General features: G+C 37.3%; 17 protein-coding genes. 16 read left to right on the plus strand and 1 reads right to left on the minus strand.

The features are described from left to right. Window positions 1–75: 75 nt before the first annotated feature. The 7 genes from dnaE (at window position 76) to ACOI1D_RS00035 (ending at window position 10,629) form a co-directional block, all read left to right on the plus strand. The gene (dnaE, locus tag ACOI1D_RS00005) at window positions 76–3,417 is read left to right on the plus strand and encodes a DNA polymerase III subunit alpha (RefSeq protein WP_422498222.1); all 3,342 of its coding nucleotides are present in this window, start codon (window positions 76–78) and stop codon (window positions 3,415–3,417) included. 162 nt (window positions 3,418–3,579) lie between these two features. After that, the gene (locus ACOI1D_RS00010) at window positions 3,580–4,791 is read left to right on the plus strand and encodes an NAD(P)-dependent malic enzyme (protein ID WP_422498423.1); all 1,212 of its coding nucleotides are present in this window, start codon (window positions 3,580–3,582) and stop codon (window positions 4,789–4,791) included. A 684-nt stretch (window positions 4,792–5,475) separates the two neighbouring features. Beyond that, window positions 5,476–6,336 carry an acetyl-CoA carboxylase, carboxyltransferase subunit beta gene (accD, locus tag ACOI1D_RS00015; RefSeq protein WP_422498223.1) on the plus strand — a complete coding sequence of 287 codons (861 nt, stop codon included), beginning with the start codon at window positions 5,476–5,478 and terminating at the stop codon, window positions 6,334–6,336. Next, entirely contained in the window at window positions 6,333–7,295 is a 963-nt protein-coding gene (gene accA / locus ACOI1D_RS00020) for an acetyl-CoA carboxylase carboxyl transferase subunit alpha (protein ID WP_422498224.1), read from the plus strand. The genes accD and accA overlap by 4 nt, the downstream gene beginning before the upstream one ends. 117 nt (window positions 7,296–7,412) lie before the next feature. Continuing rightward, the gene (gene pfkA, locus ACOI1D_RS00025; RefSeq protein ID WP_422498225.1) at window positions 7,413–8,372 is read left to right on the plus strand and encodes a 6-phosphofructokinase; all 960 of its coding nucleotides are present in this window, start codon (window positions 7,413–7,415) and stop codon (window positions 8,370–8,372) included. Between the two features lie 30 nt (window positions 8,373–8,402). Next, a complete protein-coding gene (pyk, locus tag ACOI1D_RS00030) occupies window positions 8,403–10,163 on the plus strand; it encodes a pyruvate kinase (RefSeq protein WP_422498226.1) in 1,761 nt (586 codons plus the stop codon). 79 nt (window positions 10,164–10,242) lie between these two features. Beyond that, window positions 10,243–10,629 carry an FxsA family protein gene (locus tag ACOI1D_RS00035; RefSeq protein ID WP_422498227.1) on the plus strand — a complete coding sequence of 129 codons (387 nt, stop codon included), beginning with the start codon at window positions 10,243–10,245 and terminating at the stop codon, window positions 10,627–10,629. Window positions 10,630–10,643: 14 nt separating this feature from the next. Here the strand turns inward: ACOI1D_RS00035 and ytvI are convergent, their stop codons facing one another. Further along, window positions 10,644–11,750 carry a sporulation integral membrane protein YtvI gene (gene ytvI, locus ACOI1D_RS00040; RefSeq protein WP_422498228.1) on the minus strand — a complete coding sequence of 369 codons (1,107 nt, stop codon included), beginning with the start codon at window positions 11,748–11,750 and terminating at the stop codon, window positions 10,644–10,646. Between the two features lie 288 nt (window positions 11,751–12,038). Between ytvI and citZ the strand changes: the two genes are divergently transcribed. From citZ to mutM, 9 genes are all read left to right on the plus strand, one after another. Then, window positions 12,039–13,154: a citrate synthase gene (citZ, locus tag ACOI1D_RS00045; protein WP_422498229.1), complete on the plus strand. Its 1,116-nt coding sequence runs from the start codon at window positions 12,039–12,041 to the stop codon at window positions 13,152–13,154. Between the two features lie 195 nt (window positions 13,155–13,349). Further along, window positions 13,350–14,621, plus strand: a complete 1,272-nt coding sequence (gene icd, locus ACOI1D_RS00050; RefSeq protein ID WP_422498230.1) for an NADP-dependent isocitrate dehydrogenase — start codon at window positions 13,350–13,352, stop codon at window positions 14,619–14,621. A gap of 21 nt (window positions 14,622–14,642) precedes the next feature. Further along, window positions 14,643–15,581 carry a malate dehydrogenase gene (mdh, locus tag ACOI1D_RS00055; protein ID WP_422498231.1) on the plus strand — a complete coding sequence of 313 codons (939 nt, stop codon included), beginning with the start codon at window positions 14,643–14,645 and terminating at the stop codon, window positions 15,579–15,581. Window positions 15,582–15,931: 350 nt separating this feature from the next. Continuing rightward, window positions 15,932–16,411, plus strand: coding sequence for a MaoC/PaaZ C-terminal domain-containing protein (locus ACOI1D_RS00060; protein WP_422498425.1), 480 nt, complete (start codon window positions 15,932–15,934; stop codon window positions 16,409–16,411). A gap of 140 nt (window positions 16,412–16,551) precedes the next feature. Continuing rightward, the gene (locus ACOI1D_RS00065; protein ID WP_422498232.1) at window positions 16,552–17,244 is read left to right on the plus strand and encodes a response regulator transcription factor; all 693 of its coding nucleotides are present in this window, start codon (window positions 16,552–16,554) and stop codon (window positions 17,242–17,244) included. Continuing rightward, on the plus strand, window positions 17,244–18,617 hold the full coding sequence (pnpS, locus tag ACOI1D_RS00070; RefSeq protein WP_422498233.1) for a two-component system histidine kinase PnpS: 1,374 nt from the start codon (window positions 17,244–17,246) through the stop codon (window positions 18,615–18,617). Before ACOI1D_RS00065 ends, pnpS begins: the two co-directional genes overlap by 1 nt. Before the next feature lie 392 nt (window positions 18,618–19,009). Continuing rightward, window positions 19,010–19,306, plus strand: coding sequence for a hypothetical protein (locus ACOI1D_RS00075; RefSeq protein WP_422498234.1), 297 nt, complete (start codon window positions 19,010–19,012; stop codon window positions 19,304–19,306). Between the two features lie 36 nt (window positions 19,307–19,342). After that, window positions 19,343–21,982 carry a DNA polymerase I gene (gene polA, locus ACOI1D_RS00080; protein WP_422498235.1) on the plus strand — a complete coding sequence of 880 codons (2,640 nt, stop codon included), beginning with the start codon at window positions 19,343–19,345 and terminating at the stop codon, window positions 21,980–21,982. 14 nt (window positions 21,983–21,996) lie between these two features. Continuing rightward, window positions 21,997–22,821, plus strand: coding sequence for a DNA-formamidopyrimidine glycosylase (mutM, locus tag ACOI1D_RS00085; protein WP_422498236.1), 825 nt, complete (start codon window positions 21,997–21,999; stop codon window positions 22,819–22,821). Window positions 22,822–22,829 lie beyond the last annotated feature (8 nt).

Raw genomic sequence — 22,829 nt, forward strand, 5'->3', positions numbered from 1 at the left:
TGGGAGAAGGTTTGTGATGCACTTGTTTGTGCATTTCGTTATAATAAACGAGAAGGTAACAAAAGGTGGGGTAGTATGTCATTTACACATTTACAAGTTAAAAGTGGATATAGTTTAATGGAAAGTACCATTACGATTGATAAGCTTGTAAAAAAAGCTGCCGATCATGGTTTTCGTGCGTTAGCGTTAACAGATGATCACGTTTTGTATGGCGCTATTCCTTTTTATAAAGCATGTGTTGACCATGGGGTAAAACCTATTATAGGAATGAATGTAATTGTACTAGATGAAGATACTGACCAGATTCCTTGTTTATTGCTAGCGAAAAACAATCGTGGATACAAGCAATTGATGCGTTTAAGCACCGCCATACAAACAGGCGATGAAAATTATATTGAATTTACACTATTACATAAGTATACGCAGGACCTTGTTGGAATAGTACCAACAGGAAGTGAAAGATTGCTTAAGCTAATAGATAATGAGTCAATGGATCAACTAAAAAATTATACAAATGAATGGAAAGAAATATTTGCAGCTGATGATTTTTACTTGGGGGTAGACGATCATGGTAAGTGCGACGTAAACAAGCTGCAACATACACTTCTAACTTTTCCTGTTGAAAACCACGTAAAGGTTGTTGCACTCAATGACGTTAGATATTTAGACAAAAAAGATGATCAAGCCTATGATTGTCTGAAGGCAATAAAAAAAGGACAGCGCTATGAACCTAATAGTAATTCGGCTCTTCCAAATCACCATTTGCGGACAGATTCTGAAATGAAAGATGTGTTTGGTTCTATTTGGCCAGAGGCTTTGGAAATGACGAATGAGATAGGTGAAAAATGTAATGTTGAATTAAGCTTTGATGAACGATTAATCCCTTCCTTTCCAGTACCTGGTGATATAGATGCACATACATACTTAGAAAAACAGTGTTGGGATAACTTAGAGAAAAGATTCACATCAATTACAGATGAGGTCACAAGCCGTTTGCAATACGAATTGTCTATAATAAAAAAAATGGGCTTTAGTGATTACTTTTTAATTGTATGGGACTTTATTAATTATGCAAAGAAACATGGGATTGTTGTTGGCCCAGGACGTGGATCTGCCGCAGGATCATTAGTTTCCTTTGTACTAAGCATAACTGATGTTGACCCAATCAAACATCAGTTGCTTTTTGAACGGTTTCTCAACCCGGAACGAATCACGATGCCAGATATCGATATTGATTTTTCCGATGTAAGAAGGGATGAAGTGATTGACTATGTACGGGAAAAGTATGGATCTGAGCATGTGGCACAGATTATTACATTTGGTACATTTGCTGCAAGGTCGCTACTACGTGAGTTAATTAAAACAATGGGGATTGATCAGCAAGATGCATATTTTTTATTAAAAGAAATTCCCGTACAATCAAATAAGTCACTACTCGAGCTTATTCAAGCCTCCGAAGATTTAAAGTTATATATAAAGCAGTCTGCTTCGCTAAAGGCGCTTTTTACAATTGCGTTAAAGCTTGAAGGTTTACCAAGGCATATTTCCACTCATGCAGCTGGAGTAGTGATTAGTGAGAAGCAGCTTGTAGAACATGTACCGCTCACTGTGGGGTCTAGTCAAACTCTACTGACTCAATACTCAATGAATGAACTTGAGTCAGTAGGTTTACTGAAAATGGACTTTTTAGGATTAAGAAACCTAACCTTGCTTGAGCGGATAAATAAATCACAAAAAGCACAACTGGAATTAGCGGAAATTCCAGAGAACGATGAAAAAACTTTTAAACTTCTTCAGACTGGAATGACAAATGGGATATTTCAATTGGAATCTGAAGGGATGAAACAGGTACTAACAAAACTTATACCGACGTCGTTTGAAGATATAGTAGCTGTAAATGCTCTTTATCGACCAGGTCCGATGGAAAACATACCAACGTATATAAGTAGAAAGCATCATAAATCCTCTATTGATTATCCACATCCAGATTTGGAGCCAATACTAAAGAATACTTATGGAGTATTAATCTATCAGGAACAAATAATGCAAATAGCAAATCAAATTGCCGGTTTTTCATTGGGCAAGGCTGATATTTTGAGGCGAGCAGTTAGTAAAAAACAACATGGGGTAATGGATGAACAAAGAGAATCATTCGTTGCTGGTTGTATAAGTAAAGGATATGGAGAAATAGTTGCAATTGAGATTTTTGATTGGATTGTCCAATTTTCAAACTATGGATTTAATCGAAGCCATGCGGTTGCGTACAGTAAAATATCTTATCATTTAGCCTATTTAAAAGCGCACTATCCAGCCGCATTTTATGCTGAATTACTTAGTTCAAGTGTTAATCAGCAGGACAAAGTACACCTTTACCGGAAAGAGGCAAATGAGTTTGGTCTTGAATTTCTGCCACCAGATATTAATAACAGTTTTGGTAAGTATACGGTTGATCGCGGACAGATACGAATGGGTCTTTTATCTATCAAGGGGATAGGTAATCAGGCAGTTAAGGAAATTGTACGTGCTCGTAAGTCGGGACAATTTAAAAGCATTTTTGATTTTTGCTTACGCGTAGCCACAAAATTAGTAAACCGAAGTACATTAGAGTTATTAATTATGGTGGGTGCGTTTGATTCAACATACCGTAACCGTGCTAGTCTTCTGGCATCAATTGATCATGCAATAGAGCAGGGTGAACTATTTCGTGAATTTGCTGATCAGCCAAGTTTATTTCAGGACAAGATGGACTTAGAAGCAACTTATTCGGAAATAGAAGATTTTAGTTTGATGAAGAAGCTTGCCGATGAGAAGGAATTATTAGGAATTTATATTTCAAGCCATCCATTGGCTGGCTATCGGCAGAAGTTAAGAATGAACGGTTACATTACTCTCAATCAATCAAGCAATTTAACAGGTAAACGAAATATCAAAAGCGCTGCGATTATACAAACAATTAAAACAATCCGAACCAAGCGTGGAGAACCTATGGCTTTTATAACGGTGAGTGATGAAACTGGAGACGTGGAAGGAGTTATCTTCCCTGAGGTATTCAGAAATGTGAACAGGTGGCTTGTTGAAGAATCTATTGTATTTATTACGGGTAAGATGGAAAGACGAAATAACAAAAATCAATGGCTTGTTTCCGAGATTCACGAGTTTAATGAAGAAGAACTAAATACACGGACAAACCAACGGATTTTTATAAAAATTAACGCAATAAACGATGGGGATGTTCTGGTGAAACTGAAACAGATTGCAATAAACCATCCTGGGGATATACCAATAATTATACATAGGGAGGATAATAAACAAACCTATCAGCTTGCCAGTGAGTATTTTGTAGAAGCAACTAAGCAATGCTTGCAGGAACTAAAAGACTATTTCGGAAAAATGAATGTGGTTTTAAAAGTCGACTGATCAGCGTTGGTATCCGATTCACTTGCGCTTTACTTTACAGACAATTAGCATCTGTTATAATGTAATAGTCGAGTGGTCTGACCACTTTTTCAAGAGCGGTTAACTTAATATTGCTAAAAGGAGCGAATGCGCGTGTCAAACTTAAGGGATGAAGCATTAGAAATGCACAAAAAACATAAGGGTAAATTAACTATACAATCAAAGGTACCTATTCGAAATGCAAAAGATTTAAGTTTGGCCTATTCTCCAGGTGTTGCAGAACCATGTAAGGAAATATATGATCATAAAGAAAAAGTATATGATTACACAATGAAGGGGAATATGGTTGCAGTCGTCAGCGACGGTTCTGCAGTACTTGGTCTGGGAAATATAGGTCCTGAAGCTGCTTTACCTGTAATGGAGGGGAAATCAGTTCTATTTAAAAGCTTTGCCGGTGTAGATTCTTTTCCTATATGTCTTGCAACACATGACATAGAAGAAATTGTACGTACAGTTAAATTAATGGAACCTACATTTGGTGGTGTGAATTTAGAGGATATCGCAGCTCCAAATTGCTTTATTATTGAGGAAAGACTTAAGAAGGAAACAAATATTCCTATTTTTCATGACGATCAGCATGGTACAGCAATTGTAACTGTTGCAGGCTTAATAAATGCTTTGAAAGTTGTCGGTAAATCTTTCTCAGACATCAAGGTAGTCGCAAATGGAGCTGGGGCAGCTGGAGTGGCCATTATTAAATTACTACATAGCTTTGGTGTGCGGGAAATGATAATGTGCGATTCTAAAGGTGCAATATTTGAAGGACGACAATATGGTATGAATGACGTGAAAGATCAAGTTGCTAAAATGACCAATAAAGACCACAAAGAAGGTTCGCTTGAGGATGTTCTTGAGGGTGCTGATGTGTTCATCGGTGTCTCCGTTGGTGGCTTGTTGTCAAAAGAAATGGTTGAAAAGATGAGTGCAGACCCTATCATCTTTGCAATGGCCAACCCTGACCCTGAAATCATGCCTGATGTTGCAAAGGCAGCTGGTGCAAAAGTAATTGGAACAGGGAGATCAGATTTCCCTAATCAAGTAAACAATGTGCTAGCATTCCCGGGAATTTTTCGCGGAGCATTGGATGTGCGAGCTACACGAATAAATGAAAAAATGAAAGTCGCTGCTGCAAATGCAATTGCTTCATTAATAAGTGAAGAAGAGTTAAATGAAGATTATGTAATTCCTGCTCCATTTGATCCTCGAGTAGCACCGATTGTTGCAAAAAGTGTTGCCCAGGCAGCTATGGAATCTGGCGTTGCAAGAATTGAAGTGGATCCTGAAGCAATAGCAGAAAAAACCAGAAGATTAACACAAATAGATAATGCTGAGTAACGTTTAAAATACTGAGCAAAAACCGCTTATTGTGGGGTCTTCAGACTATTCCTTTCCCATTGGATAAGGAAAAATTCTAGAAAATACATCGCACGAGTGGTTTTCATTTTCGGGGAGTCTCGCATTTTTCGAAGCCCAGTTAGCTTTCTCTTCAATGGAGAAAAAGTCGTGAAAACATAGAATTGTTAGTGAAGGCAGAATACGAAGACCCCGGAAGAAGCGTTCTTTACTTCTGAGGAGGCTAAGGCCGTGCCCGGCGGCATAGAAGACACTGTGAAAGCGAAGTATTCTGCCGGAACTGCGTCGAAAAAGTTTTCACTACTTCACAGTTTGTATCAACTGCGAAGTTTAAAAACAACAAAATTTACATTTGTTATTTCAAAAAACAGACAACCTTTTGTTGAGGAGGGTTTAGTTTGATGAAGTAATTTTCCCTGGCGATGGTTCAATCCAATTATGGTAGAATGTTTTATGAAAAACATGTTGAATTGTATAAATACCAAAACTATGAGCTGATTGAGAAATTATTCAACTTTAAGTAAATAGAGAGTTGATTGGTTGTCAACAAAGCCATAAAATGACAATATTTACTTTCAGATTTTGGTACACTAAGATTACTACATATTGGGTAATGACAAATTTTACTTAAGAGCATCACTGGTTTTTGAAAAAGGAGGAGTTACCTTGCTTAAGGATTTTTTTGGCAAGAAAAAGAAATATGCATCCATTCCTAGTGAACAAGGGAAATTGGACGTACCAGAAGGATTAATGAAAAAGTGTCAGGGATGCCGGAAAATTTATTATCGAAAAGAAATGATCAAAAATCTTAACGTTTGTCCTAATTGTGGACACCATCATAAGTTGACTGCATGGGAACGAATAGACAGTTTATTTGATGAAGGTTCTTTTCAGGAGTGGGATGAAAATTTAATTTCAAGCAATCCACTTGGTTTTCCTGGGTATGAGGAGAAACTGGAAAGTGACCGTAAAAAGACTGGATTAAACGAAGCAGTTGTTTCTGGCAAAGGTACTATAAATAAACACCCGACAGTTGTCTGTGTGATGGATTCAAGATTTCGGATGGGAAGTATGGGATCTGTTGTGGGTGAAAAAATTGCCCGTGCTGTTGAAGAAGCAAGAAAGCAATCATTACCTATTATTATATTTACCGCTTCAGGTGGTGCCCGGATGCAAGAAGGTGTTCTTAGTTTAATGCAAATGACAAAGACTTCTATTGCTATTAAGCGTTTCAGTGATTCGGGTGGACTAATGTTATCAATCATGACAAATCCCACAACAGGCGGAGTGTCTGCAAGTTTTGCATCAATTGGTGACTATAACTTTGCTGAACCTGGTGCCCTTATCGGATTTGCGGGACGACGGATAGTTGAACAAACTATACGGGAAAAATTACCGGATGATTTTCAGACAGCTGAGTTTCTTTTGGAACACGGACAACTGGATAAAGTAATTCATCGACAGGATTTAAAACAAACCATTACCACATTGCTTATGATGCATAAAAAAGGTGGCGAGTCAAAATGAAGCAAGTATTAGACTTTGAAAAGCCAATTGTTAACCTTAAAGAAAAAATTGTCGAACTTAAGAGCTTCACAGAAGATAGTGAGATTGATTTATCACAGGAAATTAATACATTGGAAAAACGGTTGGAAAAATTAGAGGAAGATATCTATACTAACCTGAAACCATGGAATCGTGTTCAAATGGCAAGACACCCAGAACGTCCGACTACGTTAGATTATATAGAAGAATTATTCACTGATTTTATAGAGTTCCATGGGGACCGCTTTTTTGGAGATGATGCTGCAATAGTAGCAGGGATTGCAAACTATAACGACACACCCGTAACTGTAATTGGTCATCAACGGGGAAAAGATACAAAAGAAAACATTCGCCGTAATTTTGGTATGCCACATCCAGAAGGTTATCGTAAAGCATTGCGTCATATGAAGCAGGCTGAAAAGTTTAATCGACCGATTGTTTGTTTTATTGATACAAAAGGTGCTTTTCCAGGAAAGGCTGCAGAAGAACGTGGGCAAAGTGAAGCTATTGCACATAACTTAATGGATATGGCTGGTCTAACTGTACCGATTATTTGTATCGTAATTGGTGAAGGTGGAAGTGGCGGGGCTCTGGCGCTTGGTGTCGGAGATCATATCCATATGCTTGAAAATTCAACATACTCGGTTATCTCACCTGAGGGAGCGGCAGCTTTATTATGGAAAGACTCAGGGCTTGCCCAGAAGGCTGCAGAGACCATGAAAATAACTTCTTATGATTTAAAAGAACTTGGTGTTATAGATGAGATAATACCAGAAGTAAGAGCTGGGGCGCATCGTGATGTTAAATTACAGGCATCCTATATCAATGAGGTATTAATTAAATCACTGGAAACATTGCGTGGAATTGAACAAAATGAATTACTTGAAAAAAGATGGGAAAAGTATAGAGAAATTGGTGATTATCAGAATCTTGAACTATAGGTGGACGTTTTATCCTTAATGGGGTTGACTCTGGTCAACCTCATGATTATTTATCGAAGGAAAGTAATTTTTATTCTGTTAAATACAATATACATTTGAAAATATTGAGGTGGAAAGATGAAAAAAATAGCTGTGTTAACAAGTGGTGGTGACGCGCCTGGTATGAATGCGGCAATTCGTGCTGTAGTAAGGAAGTCCATTTTCCACGGGTTGGAGATATTTGGAATCCAAAATGGGTTTCAGGGCTTAATGGACGGAAATATAACAAAAATGGAGCTAGGTTCTGTTGGGGACATAATTCAGCGGGGTGGAACGATTTTATTTTCTGCAAGATGTTTGGAATTTAAAACACCAGAAGGTCAACAGAAAGGAATTGAACAACTTAAGAAACATGGAATAGAAGCTTTAATCGTTATTGGAGGCGACGGAAGCTTCAGAGGTGCTCAAAAATTGACCGAAAGTGGTTTTCCTTGTATTGGTGTTCCCGGTACGATTGATAATGATATACCTGGTACAGATTTTACTATTGGCTTTGATACAGCCCTAAATACAATTATTGAAGCGATTGACAAAATCAGAGATACTGCAACTTCACATGAAAGAACCTATGTGATTGAGGTTATGGGACGTGACGCCGGTGATTTGGCTTTATGGGCAGGACTTGCTGATGGTGCAGAGAGTATATTAATTCCAGAAAAAAAAGACGACTTCGAAGCGGTTGTTCAGAAATTAAAAAGAGGTCATGAACGTGGAAAAAAGCACAGCATCATTATTTTGGCAGAAGGTGCAGGAAGTGGATTTGCGTATGGAAAGCGAATTCAGGATGCCACCAATTTGGAAACGCGTGTTACTGTCTTAGGTCACATCCAACGTGGGGGTTCTCCTACAGCAGCTGATCGCGTATTAGCTAGCCGTTTAGGTGCAAAAGCTGTAGACCTTTTGATAGAGGGTAAAGGTGGGAGAGTTGTAGGAATTCAAGCTAACCAACTAGTCGACCACGACATACTGGAAATACTTGATCAGAAACACACTATCGATATGGATATGTATAAGTTATCCAGCGAATTATCAATATAGAAACCAAATAGAATTCAGGAGGAAATAGCAATGAGAAAAACAAAAATAGTCTGTACGATTGGACCTGCTTCAGAAACAGTTGAAACGTTAGAAGAACTGATTAAAGCAGGCATGAATGTTGCTCGTTTAAACTTCTCACACGGGGATTTCAACGAACATGGTCAACGAATTAAAAATATTAGAGAAGCGGCTAAAAACACTGGTGCTACAGTTGCAATTCTACTTGACACAAAAGGTCCAGAAATCAGGACAGGTTCATTTAAAAATGGTGAGGATGAAATAGAAGAAGGGAAAACTGTTGTTTTATCCATGAAAGAAATTGAAGGCACAGCTGAGCGATTTTCAATTACATACCCAGGATTGATTAATGATGTTCACGTGGGTTCTTCTATTTTACTTGATGATGGCCTTATAGAACTTAAGGTTAAAGAAGTTGATAACGAGAATCAGGAACTAGTAACTACTGCGTTAAACAGTGGGACAATCAAGAATAAAAAAGGTGTTAATGTTCCGAATGTACAAGTTAACTTGCCAGGTATCACTGAAAAGGATGCCAATGACATTTTGTTTGGTATTGAAGAAGGTGTGGACTTTATTGCAGCTTCTTTTGTTCGTAGACCTTCTGATGTGTATGAAATCAGAGCATTGTTGGAAAAGCATGATGCTACTCAGATTCAAATTATCCCTAAAATTGAAAACCACGAAGGTGTTGAAAACATCGATTCAATTTTAGAAGTGAGTGATGGGATCATGGTTGCCCGTGGTGACTTGGGAGTAGAGATACCAGCAGAAGACGTACCACTAGTACAAAAACAACTCATAAGCAAGTGTAACACTGCAGGGAAACCAGTTATTACTGCAACCCAAATGCTAGATTCCATGCAGCGCAATCCTAGACCTACAAGGGCTGAAGCGTCTGATGTTGCGAACGCAATTTTTGACGGAACAGATGCTATAATGCTATCAGGAGAAACAGCTGCTGGTCACTATCCAGTAGAATCCGTTCAAACAATGAGTAATATAGCACTAAAAACAGAAACAGCACTTGATCACAAGTTGATCTTGACCAATCGTTCCAAAACAGTGGACATGACAATTACAGATGCTATTAGTCAATCTGTTACGCATACTGCAATGAATTTAGACGTCAGTGCTATTATTACTCCTACTGAAAGTGGACACACAGCACGTATGATTTCTAAATACCGTCCGAAGGCACCTATAATAGCTGTTACTTATTCTGATCATGTAAATCGTCAATTATCATTGGTTTGGGGTGTACATGTGGCAATTGGAACCAAGGTAAATTCAACTGATGAAATGCTTGATATTGCTGTAGAAGAAGGATTAAAGACAGGATTGTTTGAACGCGGAAGCAGGGTTATTATAACAGCAGGAGTGCCTGTTGGAGAAAGTGGGACTACAAACCTAATGAAGGTACATGTTATTGGAGACGTTATTGCTAAAGCACAAGGAATAGGTAGAAAAAGTGCATATGGTAAAGCAGTGGTAGCTAAAACAGCAGAAGAAGCGATTTCTAAAATTACGGAAGAGGATATTTTGGTTACGTATGGTACAGATCGCGATATGATGCCAGCAATTGAGAAAGCTGGTGGAATTGTTACTGAGGAAGGTGGATTAACATCACACGCTGCAGTAGTAGGATTGAGCCTGGGAATACCAGTCATTGTCGGTCTTGAAAATGCATTTGATCTTATCAAAGATGGCGATGATATTACTATTGACGCTGCAAAAGGTGATATCTATAAAGGACATACAAAAGTTCTATAAAAATTGAAGGGATAACTCCCTTCTTTTTTAACGATTACCACTAGTCATGTGCTCTCCATTATAGAAAGGTTGATGACAAATGCGCTGGTTAATACTTGCACTATTAATAATCCCTGCCTTGGAAATAGGAATTTTTATTTGGGCAGGTGGGATAGTTGGGCCGTGGTGGGTCGTGTTTATTATCATACTTACTGGAATAGTTGGTGTAATGATAGCTAAGAAACAAGGAGCAGAAACCTGGAATCGGGCAAGAATTTCTATGAATAACGGGCAGTTGCCAGCAGAAGAAATTATAGATGGCATTTGTATCTTTGTCGGTGCCGTTTTTTTATTCACGCCTGGATTTATAACAGATACAGTGGGTTTCTTACTGGTTCTACCTCAAACCCGTATACCGTTTAAGAAACTGATAGTTGAATTTATTAAAAGCCGTTTGAATAATGGAACAATCATCTACCGAAAGTAGAAAACAAGCATTCCCTATCCCTTAATAAATAAAAACAGCCGTTTAAATATTCCGGTTTGATAACATGAATTCCAAATGATGAGTAAAAAAGGGCTAAGAAACAATCCCATCAAGCCCCAAAGATTTAAGCCGACAAACATGGTTACGAGGGTAGCTAATGGGTTCAACCCTATGCTTGCCGATAGGAGTTTGGGTTCTACTATTTGTCTAACAACAGTAATTACTATGTATAAGACAGCTAATTGAATTGTCATTGAATAGTTACCTGTAACAAACACGTAGAAAATCCATGGGATAAAAATTACTCCTGTACCGATATAAGGGAGTAAATCCAGAAATGCAGCTAGTAAGGCAATTGTAAGCGCATATTCTATTTCAAGAATTACTAATCCAGTATAAATTAATAAAGCTGTAACAAGGATTATTAAAATCTGTGCTTTGAAGAATCCCATAATAGAAGTTTTAACATGGTTTAAAAATTTTCCTACTATAGACTTTCTAAAAAAGGGAATCGTATTAACTATCATGCTATTAAGCTCATGCCAGTCTTTAGTGATCATAAATGTAGCAAATAGCGTTACAGTTAGTATAGTTAATGAGCTAGGAAGTATGGTCAATGTCTCAGGGATACTCAACAAAAATCCCTTAATTAGAACTGTTCCGGAAGCAGTAATTTGATTTGTGATTTTTTCTAAATTACTACTAATTGCCTGCTGTTGGGCGGGATTTAAAGAATGAAAGAAAGTCGCTATTTTGTCATACAGAGGCAAAATAGTAGAATTCAAAAATTCTTCTAGTATCACTACAAACCCGTTAAAATGAGTAGGTAATTGATTAGCTAGAAAGGTAGAACCTTGAATTAACTCATTAAAAATGATTGCTATAGTGAAACCACTTACTAATAGGAAAACCGATAATATAATCAAGGTGCTAAGAAATCTTGGGAATTTTAATTTACGTTCCAATACAGAAACCGCGGGATTAAGAATAAATGCACATAGAACAGCAATAATAAATGGATAAAGATAAACCACGCTATATTTTACTAAAAAATACCCTGCTACACATAATAGAGAAATAAATAGAAGCCTGAGTAAACGATCAATATAGTTTAAATACATAACTATCACCTCAATGGTTATAAGCTGATTATAATATTAAGCTTGTCTTATGTTATGTATGAATTTAAAGCAACAAATAGACATTTTTTTAAGAGTAATATAATGTATTCCCTTAAAATATTGGTGAATTTAATCGGTTTCAATTCACATTACTGAGGTTTTACTTTATAATTGTGCGTGGGGATGACAATAGCTATTTTTGCGAATATTGTCATACATTGTCATTAATTCATTAATGTATCCTATTATTTAATGCGAATAACTATAGAAAAAGGAGAGAGGATTATTATGACAACAACTAAGGGTCTTGAAGGAATTGTAGCAACACAATCATCAATAAGTTCAATTATAGATGATCAGCTTACATATGTTGGTTACAAGATTGATGATTTAGCCGAAAACTCAAGTTTTGAGGAAGTGGTATACTTACTATGGAATCTTAAGCTGCCGACGAAGTCTGAACTAGATTCTTTTAAAGTCGAACTTGCATCTAATATGGAGCTTCCAGAGGCTGTAATAGAACACTTACGTTCTTATGATTTATCTACAGTTCATCCAATGGCGGCATTAAGGACAGCAATATCGTTACTGGGAGTTTACGATTCTGAGTCCGATGTAATGGAGGAATCTGCAAATAAGCGTAAAGCTTTGCGTTTGCAAGCACAGATTTCAACAATAGTTACCTCATTTGCTCGTATTCGCCAAGGAAAGGAACCGGTAAAGCCTAAGAAAGAATTGGGTTATGCTGCTAATTTCTTATATATGTTAAACGGTGAAGAAGGAAAAGATATCGAAGTCGAAGCAGTGAATAAGGCGCTTGTCCTTCATGCAGACCATGAACTAAATGCTTCAACTTTTACAGCACGTGTATGTGTTGCAACATTGTCAGACGTTTATTCTGGCGTAACTGCAGCAATCGGAGCATTAAAAGGTCCTTTGCATGGTGGTGCTAACGAACGCGTTATGAAGATGTTGACTGAAATTGGGGAAGAAGAAAACGCTATCCCTTATATTAAAGAAAAGATAGAACAAAAAGAAAAAATCATGGGTATGGGTCATCGCGTATATCAAAATGGTGATCCGCGTGCAAAACATTTAAAACATATGTCCAAAGAATTAACTAAAATAACAGGACAATCAAAGTGGTATAATATGTCTGTTAAAATTGAAGATTATATCAAAGAAGAAAAAGGCTTACCAGCAAATGTAGATTTCTATTCTGCTTCTGTCTATCATAGTTTAGGAATAGATCACGATCTATTCACGCCACTGTTCGCAGTTAGTCGTGTTTCTGGTTGGTTGGCACATATCCTTGAACAGTACTCAAACAACCGTTTAATTCGTCCTCGAGCTGAGTACACTGGACCAAAGACTCATAGCTATGTTGAAATCGAAAATCGGTAAACAAATGTAAACTAGGTTCATAATTGATGGCCGGTTAAAAGCCGGCTATTACTGCGTTTATAATTTATCAGATAAGCCGAAGCTTTGACCCGTTATAAATATAATTGAAATATACGTGTTAATTAGTCGGCGCTTACACTTTGCATGTTTTATGATAAAATAACTGAGTATGACTATCACTAGGAGGTATTTTTTATGGCACAAGGAGAAAAAATTACAGTTGAAAATGGACAAATGAATGTTCCAGAACGTCCAATCATTCCATTTATTGAAGGAGACGGAATTGGTCCTGATATTTGGGCGGCGGCTAGCAAAGTAATTGAAGCTGCAGTTGATAAAGCATATAATGGCACAAAAGCAATTGAGTGGAAAGAAGTTTATGCTGGTCAAAAAGCATTTGATAAAACAGGTGAATGGTTACCTGCTGAAACACTTGATGTAATTCGCGACTATAAAATTGCAATCAAAGGACCGCTTACTACACCAATCGGTGGAGGTATTCGTTCACTAAACGTGGCATTACGCCAGGAATTAGATTTATTTACATGTTTACGTCCAGTTCGCTACTTTGAAGGAGTTCCATCACCTGTAAAACGCCCTGAAGATGTTGACATGGTAATTTTCCGCGAAAATACGGAGGATATTTATGCTGGTATCGAATGGCAGCAAGGTACGCCTGAAGTGAAGAAAGTTATTGAATTCCTACAAAATGAAATGGGTGTACATAATATCCGTTTTCCTGAAACATCTGGTATTGGTGTCAAGCCAGTTTCTGAAGAGGGGACTAAACGCCTCGTCCGCTCTAGTATTGAATATGCGATTAACGAAGGCCGCAAAAGTGTTACACTAGTCCACAAAGGTAACATTATGAAATTCACTGAAGGTGCTTTCAAAGCATGGGGATATGAGCTAGCTGAGGAAGAATTTGGTGATAAGGTATTCACATGGGCTGAATATGACCGTATCGTGGAAAAAGACGGGAAAGATGCTGCAAATAAAGCACAGGATGAAGCAATTAAATCAGGAAAGATCCTAGTTAAAGACTCAATTGCGGACATATTCTTACAACAAATCCTGACTCGCCCGAACGAGTTTGATGTAGTTGCAACAATGAATTTAAATGGAGATTATGTATCTGACGCTTTAGCAGCACAAGTTGGTGGAATTGGTATTGCACCTGGAGCAAACATTAACTTTGAAACAGGTCACGCTATATTTGAAGCAACACATGGTACTGCACCGAAATATGCCGGACTGGACAAGGTTAATCCATCTTCTGTTATTCTTTCAGCAGTTCTTATGCTTGAACACCTTGAGTGGAGAGAAGCTGCAGACCTAATTTCAAAAGCAATGGACAAAACAATTGCATCAAAAGTAGTTACCTACGACTTTGCTCGTTTAATGGACGGTGCTACTGAGGTTGGTTGTTCAGCATTTGGTCAAGAACTAATCAAAAATATGGACTAATAGTAAGGAAGGGGAATTACAATGGCTATTAAACGTAATAAGATTTCAGTGATTGGCTCTGGTTTTACTGGAGCTACTACAGCTCTTATGCTTGCGCAAAAAGAACTTGGTGACGTTGTATTAGTAGATATTCCAAATATGGAAGATCCCACAAAAGGTAAAGCATTAGACATGCTTGAAGCTAGTCCAATTCAAGGCTTTGACGCAAAGATTACTGGTACCTCAAACTATGAAGAGACAAAAGACTCTGACTTAGTTATTATCACAGCAGGTATTGCCCGTAAGCCAGGGATGAGCCGTGATGATCTAGTAAATACTAATGCTAAAATCATGAAATCTGTTGCTGGTGAAATTGCTAAATATGCACCAGAATCAATTATTGTTGTATTGTCAAATCCTGTGGATGCAATGACTTATACTGCATTTAAAGAATCTGGATTCCCTAAAGAACGTGTTATTGGACAGTCCGGTGTATTAGATACTGGCCGTTTCCGTACATTTGTAGCACAGGAACTTAACCTTTCAGTGAAAGACGTGACAGGATTTGTTCTTGGTGGGCATGGTGACGATATGGTTCCATTAATTCGTTATTCTTATGCTGGTGGTATTCCACTGGAAAAGCTTATTTCAAAAGAACGTTTAGACGCTATTGTAGAACGTACGCGTAAAGGTGGCGGCGAAATTGTTGGACTATTAGGTAATGGTAGCGCATATTACGCCCCTGCTGCATCACTAACCGTGATGGCTGAAGCAATTCTTAAAGATCAGCGTCGTGTGATTCCAGCAATTGCTTACCTTGAAGGTGAATATGGCTATTCTGATATCTATCTTGGTGTACCAACTATAATTGGTGGAAAAGGTATAGAAGATATTATCGAACTGGACTTAACAAATGATGAAAAAGCTGCTTTGGACAAATCAGCTGACTCTGTTAAAAAGGTATTGAGCATTCTAGGTTAGATTAGATAAACACCTCTCTTACACAATAGTGTGAGTGAGGTGTTTTTAATAGTTTAGCTTAACTTTAGATTTCAAAGGCTGTTGATTAATAGACATCTAAACAGTCACGTCCAGCTCCGAAGTCCAGGGCGTACTAGTGCCGCACATCAATCAATAGTTCGACATTATTCGAACGTCCCACAACTGACACTCCTTGTTTTTTCCTTTATCTCCTAAAGGATGTTCGACTAAAACCGCCACTTTGCGTGAGCACAGGCCAAACGGAAATAAACGGGCGCTTGCGCTTTTGTTCTAGATTTAGGATGGATTTTTTGTTATAATAGAAAACGCTTACATAATTGGGGGTGGGAATAGTGCTTGGGAAAAAAAGAAAGCTTGGAAAGAAGATAAACGAACTGCAGGTGGGGGAGTCTTATACAGCTGTACACAGTATTGAAGATAAGGATCTATTACTTTATTTAGGATTAACAAATGATGCTAATCCATTGTATATTCAACATGATTATGCATCACAGACACCTTATCAACAACCAATTGTTCCACCAATAATGCTTTTGGGAATAGTATCCTCCATTGTGTCCATGCATTTACCAGGACCAGGTAGTCACATTATTTCTCAGGAAATAACGTATCCGAAACCGGTTTTCCACAGTTCGGAAGTTACTTTCACGCTAGAAATAGCGGCAATTAATAACGATGATCACAACATTTTATTATCAGTTGAAGGCTATAATACGGAGGGGCAAACTGTTATGACAGGTAACTTAAAAGTATGTCCTGTTTATAAACCCAATTCTTTAACTGCAAATTCGTTGGAAAACTTTTTTTAACAGAAATTAACAGAAAAAATTATCACTAAACTGTGATAGTTTTTTTATTGTAAATATTTTTTTACAATACAATGTATTCCTTTCTTGTTCAGTTCCATGTAGTATATAAGGAGCAAAAGCTTTGGATATGGGGGGATACGATGAAACTAAAAATACTTATTGTTGATGATGAAATATCGATTGTAACATTGCTTAAGTATAATATGGAACAAGCAGGATATGAGACTGATGTTGCATATGATGGGCTTGAAGCAATTAAAAAAGCAAGAACGATTCACTTTGACCTTATTATATTAGATTTAATGCTACCAGAAATGGATGGTATGGAAGTATGCAAGTACCTTAGAGAAAATCGTATCGATACACCAATTTTGATGTTAACTGCAAAGGAAGAAGAATTAGATAAAATTCTTGGTCTAGAAATAGGGGCTGATGATTATCTAACAAAGCCATTCAGCCCAAAAGAGGTGGTTGCTAGAATAAAAGCAATCATAAGACGATCAGGTAAATCACAAAAAACAATGCATTCTTCTTACAAAATTGGAGATCTAATTATCTATCCGGAGAGATATGAAGCGGAGTTAAAGGGAGAGACAATAACCTTTACTCGCAAAGAATTTGAGCTTTTGCATTACTTAGCAAACCATCTAGGTAATGTTCTATCAAGAGATCAATTATTAAGTGCGGTTTGGAACTATGACTTTGCTGGTGATACTAGAATTGTTGATGTACATGTCAGTCATCTACGGGAAAAAATTGAACCAGATTCGAAGCATCCTAGTTATATCAAAACGATTCGTGGATTAGGTTATAAGATGGAGGAGCCGAAATAATGCGTTATATTTTTAAAAAACCACTTTTTCCGTATGTAATTGGAATTTTTGTATTGGTGTTACTAACTGGGTTGGTACTTAGCCAATTAACATCTGATTATATTATTTTATTTTCTGTATTGTTCGTTGAGTTTGTTGTCTTAATTATCATGTTACTTCATGTTTTTGATAGATATATGAAGCCTATTAAGAAAGTAACTAAAACCGTAAACGAACTAGTGAAAGGAAACTACCGCGCCCGTATACACCATAATTCAAGTGGTAGTGTTGGCGAACTTAGCAATAAAGTCAATATTTTAGCAAGGAATCTTAGTGAGTTAACAATACAAGAAGACATGCACGAGAAGCAATTAACTACTGTTATTGATAACACGGAAAGCGGTCTTGTTCTCATTGATGAAAAAGGATACATCCACCTTGTAAACCGTAAATTTGTTTCTATGTTTGGTAAAACACCAAAGGACTATAAAGGGTATCTATATTATGACGTTCTAGACAATGAAAAAATTCATAATTTGGTCCAACAAACTTTTTTATATGAAGAAAATGTTAAGGAATCATTTACGCAAATTATTGATTTTAACAAAAAGTATATCCAAATTGTTGGGGCGCCAATTTTTAATGAGAGGAGAATATTAAAAGGTGCAGTCCTGGTATTTTATGATATTACAGAATTAAAGAAGCTGGAATTGATGAGAAAAGACTTTGTCGCAAACGTTTCGCATGAATTGAAAACGCCTATAACCTCTATTAAGGGTTTTGCTGAAACACTTATCGAAAGTAAGGAGAACAATCCAGAGGTGTTAGACAAGTTTCATAAGATTATTTTTGATGAAAGTGAACGCTTGCAGTTGTTAATTCAAGACTTACTAACTTTATCTAACTTAGAAAAAAGTGAATTTGAATTGAAGGTTACGGAATTCGATTTAGTCAAGGTTGTAGATGAAGTAGTGGCAATAATTGGCCAACAAGCAAAAATGAAAAAACTTAATCTAACAGTAGATATTGAAAATAAACTCATGATAAAAGCCGATAAAGAACAGATTAAGCAAGTGTTGATTAATCTTCTTGCAAATGCTGTAAGTTATACACCTGAAAATGGCGAGATTAAGCTTGAGGTTAAAAAGACTGAGGAGTATATTCATGTCTCCATTAAGGACACTGGTATTGGCATCGAGAAGAACGCAATCCCAAGATTGTTTGAACGTTTTTACCGGGTTGATAAAGCACGCAGCCGCAATACTGGTGGTACTGGTTTAGGTCTTGCTATTGTGAAACATATCGTAGAAGTTCATGATGGTAAAATCAGTGTTGATAGTGAAATAAATAAAGGATCAACCTTTCATGTGTATATACCAACCAATTTAAGTTAAAAAAACAGATCACGTCTTAATATGATGTGATCTGTTTTTATTTAAGGCTATTTTCAAAAAGATTGTTGTTTTTGACATAAAATCTATAAACTGCGACGTAACTGCTATGTTTATTTTCCACCACTCTTTTTTAGATTGGTGCGGATCCAGCGCTTCGGAAAAACACTCGCTTTCCGTGGGGAACGCTTCAGCCTCCTTGCCCCGGCAAGGGGTATGCCGATGTTGTCCGCAAAGGACGGTCTTAGTCGGCCCTCATCATCTACCGCTCACTGCGGGGTCTTCAGACTGTTCCTTTCCCACTGGAGTCTCGCATTTATCCGCAGCTTAGATAGTTTTCTTCTCAAGGGTGAAGGAGTCCCAGTCAAACATAGGGGTCATGCGCACTTTTCTTAGTGAAGGCAGAATACGAAGACTCCTACGGGAACAGTGCGAGTCCGAAGACCCCGGAAGAAGCGTTCTTTGCTTCTGAGGAGACTGAGGCCGTGCCCGTGGAAAGCAAAGTATTCTGCCGGAACGGCGGCGTCAAAAGAACTTTCACTACGTCGCACTTTTCATCAACTGCGTGGGTTAAAGAACAACAACACTTACGAAAAGAGCCTTATTTAAAGCGTAATTTTAAAGTTATCTATATCGTTAGAGGATTTACTGCTTTTGCTTTATACTATAAGTATTACATAAGCTATTATTAGATGAGTCGGATTTGATTTATGATAGGGAGGCGCATTATGTCAAACAAACTAGTTTTAATTGATGGAAATAGTATTATTTATCGTGCATTTTTTGCTCTACCATTACTTAATAATGATAAGGGTGTATATACAAATGCGGTATACGGCTTTACAACGATGCTGCTAAGGATTTTAGAAGAAGAGAAGCCAACACATATGTTAGTTGCTTTTGATGCGGGGAAAACGACTTTTCGCCATAAGACATATAAAGAATACAAGGGAGGTCGTCAAAAGACACCATCAGAGCTATCTGAGCAATTTCCATTGCTTAAGGAGCTCCTCGATGCATTTGATATACAACATTACCAATTAGACCAATATGAAGCTGACGATATTATTGGGACGTTGTCCAAAAATGGAAATGATGATAATTGGGATGTCACAGTTATATCAGGAGACAAGGATTTACTTCAACTTGTGTCGGACAATGTTAAGGTAAATCTAACAAAAAAAGGTATTAGTGACGTAGAAGCTTACACACCTGAATTTTTAAAAGAGAAAATGGAAATAAACCCTGAACAAGTAATAGAACTAAAAGCACTAATGGGCGATACCTCTGATAATATTCCGGGAGTACCTGGTGTAGGTCAGAAAACCGCAACTAAGTTACTGAAACAATACAGTACGCTTGATGGTGTCTATGAAAATTTAGACGAAGTAAGTGGAAAGAAGTTAAAAGAAAATCTTACAAATCATAAAGATGATGCATATATGAGTAGACAACTTGTTACGATTAACACTGATTCACCGATTGAGATTAGTCTGAAAGATGTATCCTACAATGGGTACCAATCAAATAAGGTGAGTGCTATTTTTAAAGATTTAGGCTTTCTATCATTGTTAGGAAAGCTGGATGGTGTGGAGGAAGAGACAGCTGAATCTCAGGAGTCTATTGAGGACATAGAATTTGAAATAGTGGAAAACGTAACAAAGGATCTATTCACTGGAAAAGAAGCTTTAGTTGTAGAAATGCTTAAAGATAACTATCACCAGGCAAAAATCGAAGGCTTTGGCATAGCGAATGAAAACCACGCGTACTTTGTTCCAACAGAAGTCGCCTTACAATCTGAGGAATTCAAGGCGTGGGCAAATGACCCTTCTATGGAAAAATATCTATTTGATGGCAAAGGTTCGTTAGTAGCGCTGTTAAACCGCGATATTGATATCAAAGGTATTACTTTCGACATGCTTCTAGCATCTTACTTATTAAACCCAGCAGAAAATCATCATGATATTTCAGCAATTGGCCACAGATTTGGTCACAAAAATGTATTGTTTGATGAAGAAGTCTATGGTAAAGGTGCTAAGATTACAGTTCCTGAAGCGGACAAGTTTGCGGAACATTTAGCGCGAAAAGCCCAAGTACTTTACGATTTAAAACCTGAAATGGAATCTGATTTAAAAAATAACGAGCTATTTGAATTGTATCACGACCTTGAAATGCCTTTAGCACTCATACTGGGGGATGTTGAACACACTGGTGTAAAGGTTGATACAGAACGTCTGGAAAAAATGCGTGTGGAACTGCAGGAACGGTTAGATGAAATCGAATCAAGTGTCTATGAACTAGCTGGAGAAAAGTTCAATTTGAATTCACCAAAACAACTGGGGCCGATACTATTTGAAAAACTAAAACTTCCTGTTATAAAAAAAACGAAGACAGGCTATTCCACAGCGGCTGATGTATTGGAACAACTACAGGGTGAACATGAGATTATTCCTAAATTATTATTGTACCGCCAGCTGGGAAAACTGCAATCAACGTATATTGAAGGATTATTAAAAGTAGTCAATAAAGATACAAATAAAATTCATACACGTTATAATCAGGCTTTAGCACAAACTGGCAGACTTAGTTCAGTCGACCCTAATCTGCAGAACATACCTATTCGCCTGGAAGAAGGAAGAAAGATTAGACAGGCCTTTATACCTTCTGAAAAAGGCTGGATTATGTTTGCAGCAGATTATTCCCAGATTGAGCTTAGAGTTCTAGCGCACATTGCAAAAGATGAGAAATTGATTGAAGCTTTCCGTAATGACCTAGATATTCACACGCAAACTGCTATGGATGTATTTCATGTGGTAGCAGACGAAGTTACAGCAACGATGCGTAGACAAGCTAAAGCAGTCAACTTTGGGATTGTATATGGTATTAGTGATTTTGGACTATCGCAAAGTTTAGGTATTAGCCGTAAGGAAGCCAAAAAGTTTATTGAGCGTTACCTAGAAAGTTATCCAGGCGTTAAATCGTATATGGACTCCAGTATTCAGGAAGCTAAACATCAAGGTTTTGTCTCAACTCTGATGAATAGAAGACGGTATTTAGCAGAAATAAACAGTAGAAATTTTAATCTGCGCAGTTTTGCAGAACGAACCGCAATGAACACACCTATCCAAGGTAGTGCAGCAGATATTATCAAAAAAGCGATGATTGACTTATATAGGAGATTAAAGGACGAGAAGCTTCAGGCACGCATTCTCCTACAGGTTCATGATGAATTAATAGTAGAAGCTCCAATAGAAGAGTTGGATAAGCTAAAACTAATCGTACCTGAAATCATGGAAAATACAGTTCCTTTAGATGTACCATTAAAGGTTGATTATGCGTTTGGTGATAGTTGGTTCGAAGCTAAGTAAGAAGGAGTAATAACATGCCGGAATTACCAGAAGTAGAAACTGTAAAACTAACGTTAAAACGTCTTGTTCAAAATAAAACCATAAATCATGTAGAAGTTTTTTGGCCAAATATTATTAAGTTACCAGATGATGTTGAGGAATTTAAAGTAAGATTAAACCAACAAACCATCGTTGATATACACCGTAAAGGTAAATTTTTATTGTTCGAGTTAACCGATTATATGCTTGTTTCTCATCTTCGAATGGAAGGTAAATACAGTGTACATGACCATAGTGAACCAGTGAAAAAGCATACCCACGTCATTTTTATGTTTACAGATGGCAGTGAGCTGCGTTATAACGATGTTCGTAAATTTGGAACCATGCACATTATGCCTAAAGGTACTGAATTGAGTCAGAAGCCGTTAAATCAGTTGGGTCCAGACCCATTTGATGCAGCATTTACATTTGATTACTTTTATCAAAAGCTGCATAAGACTGATCGTGTTATTAAATCGGCATTACTTGATCAAACAATTGTAGCTGGTCTTGGGAATATCTACGTTGATGAAACACTGTTTAAAGCGAAGGTGAATCCATTAAAGAAATCGAACAAACTTACTAAAAAAGAAGTCAAGGCCATTCAGGAGCATGCAAAAACAATTCTTCAGCATGCAATTGAGCTTGGGGGAACAACGATACGATCCTATACAAATAGTAGTGGAGAGATGGGAATGTTTCAGCAAACATTGTATGTCTATGGACAAGAAAATAATCCGTGTAAAGATTGTGGTAAGCCTATAGTGAAAATGAAAATTGGTGGTCGTGGTACACATGTATGCATGAACTGTCAGAAGTAAGGGGTGTT

This window comes from Virgibacillus sp. DJP39, assembly GCF_049310925.1.
Lineage (GTDB): Bacteria > Bacillota > Bacilli > Bacillales > Amphibacillaceae > Virgibacillus_F.

Coding starts and splice junctions, on each gene's coding strand:
- ACOI1D_RS00035 (WP_422498227.1), top strand. CDS start 10,243: ATGCGCTGGTTAATACTTGCACTATTAATAATCCCTGCCTTGGAAATA.
- mdh (WP_422498231.1), top strand. CDS start 14,643: ATGGCTATTAAACGTAATAAGATTTCAGTGATTGGCTCTGGTTTTACT.
- accA (WP_422498224.1), top strand. CDS start 6,333: ATGAAGCAAGTATTAGACTTTGAAAAGCCAATTGTTAACCTTAAAGAA.
- citZ (WP_422498229.1), top strand. CDS start 12,039: ATGACAACAACTAAGGGTCTTGAAGGAATTGTAGCAACACAATCATCA.
- pyk (WP_422498226.1), top strand. CDS start 8,403: ATGAGAAAAACAAAAATAGTCTGTACGATTGGACCTGCTTCAGAAACA.
- ytvI (WP_422498228.1), bottom strand. CDS start 11,750: ATGTATTTAAACTATATTGATCGTTTACTCAGGCTTCTATTTATTTCT.
- ACOI1D_RS00065 (WP_422498232.1), top strand. CDS start 16,552: ATGAAACTAAAAATACTTATTGTTGATGATGAAATATCGATTGTAACA.
- mutM (WP_422498236.1), top strand. CDS start 21,997: ATGCCGGAATTACCAGAAGTAGAAACTGTAAAACTAACGTTAAAACGT.
- dnaE (WP_422498222.1), top strand. CDS start 76: ATGTCATTTACACATTTACAAGTTAAAAGTGGATATAGTTTAATGGAA.
- ACOI1D_RS00010 (WP_422498423.1), top strand. CDS start 3,580: ATGCACAAAAAACATAAGGGTAAATTAACTATACAATCAAAGGTACCT.
- pnpS (WP_422498233.1), top strand. CDS start 17,244: ATGCGTTATATTTTTAAAAAACCACTTTTTCCGTATGTAATTGGAATT.
- polA (WP_422498235.1), top strand. CDS start 19,343: ATGTCAAACAAACTAGTTTTAATTGATGGAAATAGTATTATTTATCGT.
- icd (WP_422498230.1), top strand. CDS start 13,350: ATGGCACAAGGAGAAAAAATTACAGTTGAAAATGGACAAATGAATGTT.
- pfkA (WP_422498225.1), top strand. CDS start 7,413: ATGAAAAAAATAGCTGTGTTAACAAGTGGTGGTGACGCGCCTGGTATG.